We start from the raw sequence: 3,357 nt of genomic DNA, 5'->3' as shown, positions 1-3,357 counted from the left end.
TCACAGGCAGGCGTCCAAGATATTACGGCTGTGGCTCGCGAATACGGTGATGTTACGCCAGTGGCAGCTGAAGTACTTGCTGAACATGGCCGCACAATTTTTGGTGAGAATGGTTTAACGCAAGTTTTGTCATTCTTTAAGTAATAGTGTTTTTAATAAAAGCCGGATCGACAGAAATGTCGGTTCGGCTTTTTTCGTGCAATGATAATTAAAATCGCTAGCGGAAGAAAACGCTTTCATTGCCCAAGTGAAAAGCCTGATTTTTGTAAATACTCCCACCTTATTCACAGACTAGAACCCGCCACTTTCACATATAGTTCTCATTATTCGAAACTTTTACAAAATATAACTGTAATATAGTTGTTACAACGAAGCAGGCGATACGCACTATTCTGACAGCCGGCTTTGTTGAACTAAAAACGGCGTACGGGGGATAACATGGGACTTAAATTAGATAGTGACTTCTTGTGGGGTGGTGCCATTGCTGCGCACCAAGCCGAAGGAGCCTGGAATGTCGGTGGCAAGGGCGTGTCAATTGCAGATATTTTAACTGCTGGGGCACATAACCAGCCACGTCAAATTACTGACGGCGTGATTGCCGGATTGAATTATCCAAATCATCACGGGATCTACTTTTATGAGTCGTACAAAACAGATTTGGCGTTGATGGCAGAAATGGGCTTTAAGGCCTTTCGAACATCGATTGCTTGGACGCGTATTTTTCCGAATGGTGATGATGCGCAACCGAATGAAGAGGGGCTACAATTTTACGATGATTTGTTTGACGAAATGAATCGACTTGGGATTGAACCGGTGGTGACGTTAAATCACTTTGAGATGCCATATCATCTGGTTGAAGCTTATGGGGGCTGGTCAGATCGGCGTGTGATTGATTTCTTTGTGACGTATGCGGAGACCGTCTTTAACCGTTATCAGGATAAGGTGAAATATTGGATGACGCATAATGAGATTTCAAATCAGGCGAATTTGGTCGATGAAGCGATGAGCGAGTTCATGATTTGGACCAATTCAGGGTTGCGTTTTCCAGAGGGCACACCAACGGAAGAAAAACTTGCCGCAATGGTGCAAGCTGGGCACTATGAGCTCGTTGCGAGTGCAAAGGCCGTCGCAATTGGACATGCGATTAACCCAGAATTTATGATTGGGGGCATGTTGAATGTGGCGCCGCTATACCCAGCGTCACCAAAGCCAGCCGATAATTTGGCGGTCCAAAAAGCCCGCCAAGCACGCGACTGGTTCTCAGACGTGCACGTCCGTGGCGCATATCCGGCCGAATTTGAAGCCTTTGCAGATCGAACAGGCTTCCGACCGGACATTACTGACGAGGATCGTGCTGTCTTACAAGCTGGTACAGTTGATTATCTGGCAATTTCGTACTATAACTCGTTCGTTGTTAAAGCAACGTCAGCTGGTTATACGGAATTTGAAGAGACGCACGGCTTTGAAATTGTGCCAAATCCTGAGGTGCAGGTCTCAGATTGGGGTTGGGCGATTGATCCACAAGGCCTGCGTTATACGTTGAACGAGCTGAATGATTTGTACCCAGGTCTGCCGTTGATGATTGTCGAAAATGGTTTTGGGGCCTATGACGAAGTGGTTGATGGCCAGGTACATGATCAATATCGGATTGATTATTTGAAGGCCCATATTGCTGAAATGGAAAAGGCAATTGTTAACGATGGAATCCCAGTCATTGGCTACTTGTCGTGGGGACCAATTGATATTGTTTCAGCGGGAACCGGTGAAATGAGTAAGCGTTACGGCTACGTGTATGTTGATTTAGATGATATGGGTGAAGGTTCTGGCGAACGTTTACGCAAGGATTCGTTTGAGTGGTATAAGCAAGTCATCACCTCACAAGGTGTGACACTATAAAGAAAAGTAGAGGATTTAAACATGGCAGATAAGGTAATTATGTTAGCGTGCGCCGCAGGTATGTCAACGTCAATGTTGGTACAACGGATGCAAGATGCAGCAAAGGCAGCCGGTAAGGACTACAAGATTTTCGCGAAGTCAACGGCAGATATTGACAGTGAATTAGCTTCAGCTGAAAAGCCAGATGTGTTGTTGCTTGGGCCACAAGTGCAATACATGAAGAATGAAGTTAAGAAGAAGACTGATGAAGCCGGCATTCCAATGGATGTTATCAACATGATGGATTACGGCATGATGAAGGGTGATAAGGTTTTGGCAACAGCCGAGGCTATGATGTAATCACATCAGACGATACTAAATAGCGAACAACGGGGGGATATAGCCATGGATGACGCACGTATGGAAGTTGTTATGGGATTGATTATGCACGGCGGTAACGCAAAGGGCCAGGCTTTCCAAGCGATTCAATTTGCGAAGGAAGGCAAGTTTGATGAAGCTGAGGGTGCTTTGAAGCTCGCAAACGAAGAGTTGAAAGCGGCGCACGATGTGCAAACGGATATGCTAACTAAGGAAGCCCAAGGTGAGCACACAGAAGTTGATCTCTATATGGTTCACGGCCAAGATCATTTGATGAATGCCATTACGTTCCGCGACATGGCTATTGAACTCATTGAGTTGATGAAGCGTGTGCAAAAGTTGGAGGGGTAATTGTAATGGTTAAAGGATACCAAATGCCTGAGGGGTTCTTATGGGGAGCTGCCGTTGCTGCGCATCAACTTGAAGGCGCTTGGGATGTTGATGGCAAGGGCGTGTCGATTGCTGATGTGATGTTGGCCGGCAAAAATGGGGTGCCCCGTGAAGTAACGGATGAAGTTTTACCAGATGGTAACTATCCGAACCACCGGGGAATTAATTTTTACGAGTCATATCCACAAGACTTTAAGTTGATGAAGGAACTGGGCTTAAAGGCTTTCCGCACATCAATTGCATGGACGCGTATTTTCCCGAATGGGGATGAAGAAACGCCAAATGAAGCCGGCTTGGCTTACTATGACAAGATGATTGATGCGATGATTGAAAATGACATCGTGCCAGTCATCACGTTAAGCCACTTCGAGATGCCGTTGCATCTGGTTAAGAAGTACGGTGGGTTCCGTAACCGTCAAGTCATTGATTTCTTCTTGAAGTTTGCCGATACGGTGATGCTACGTTATGGGGATCGCGTCAAGTATTGGATGACCTTCAATGAAATTAATAATCAAACGTCTTGGATGGATCCGCATCCAATGCTGCAAAACTCAGGATTGCTAGATTATCAGGCAGACGAAGCGCAAGAACTGATGTATCAAGCGTCACACTACGAGTTATTGGCCTCCGCATTGGTGACAAAGCGGGCCCATGAAATCGCACGTGAGATGGGATGCGAATTATTGGTCGGTGATATGATTGCCATGAATCCAG

Annotated in this window: 3 protein-coding genes and 1 pseudogene; all 4 read left to right on the top strand. The window is 45.9% G+C overall.

The window, feature by feature from the left end:
* The first annotated feature begins 438 nt into the window (after positions 1-438).
* Complete coding sequence (locus WEIDD23_RS09020) at positions 439-1,896, top strand: 6-phospho-beta-glucosidase (protein WP_010372495.1); 1,458 nt, start codon at positions 439-441, stop codon at positions 1,894-1,896.
* Between the two features lie 21 nt (positions 1,897-1,917).
* Positions 1,918-2,235 (top strand): PTS sugar transporter subunit IIB, encoded by a 318-nt coding sequence (locus WEIDD23_RS09015; protein WP_010372498.1) that lies wholly within the window; start codon positions 1,918-1,920, stop codon positions 2,233-2,235.
* A gap of 45 nt (positions 2,236-2,280) precedes the next feature.
* Positions 2,281-2,604, top strand: coding sequence for a PTS lactose/cellobiose transporter subunit IIA (locus WEIDD23_RS09010; RefSeq protein ID WP_010372502.1), 324 nt, complete (start codon positions 2,281-2,283; stop codon positions 2,602-2,604).
* A gap of 5 nt (positions 2,605-2,609) precedes the next feature.
* A pseudogene (locus tag WEIDD23_RS14785) lies at positions 2,610-3,357 on the top strand (family 1 glycosylhydrolase); the annotation flags it as partial.

It is taken from the genome of Weissella sp. DD23, assembly GCF_001579105.1.
GTDB lineage: Bacteria > Bacillota > Bacilli > Lactobacillales > Lactobacillaceae > Weissella > Weissella cibaria.
This window is presented reverse-complemented; position numbering and strand designations above follow the sequence as displayed.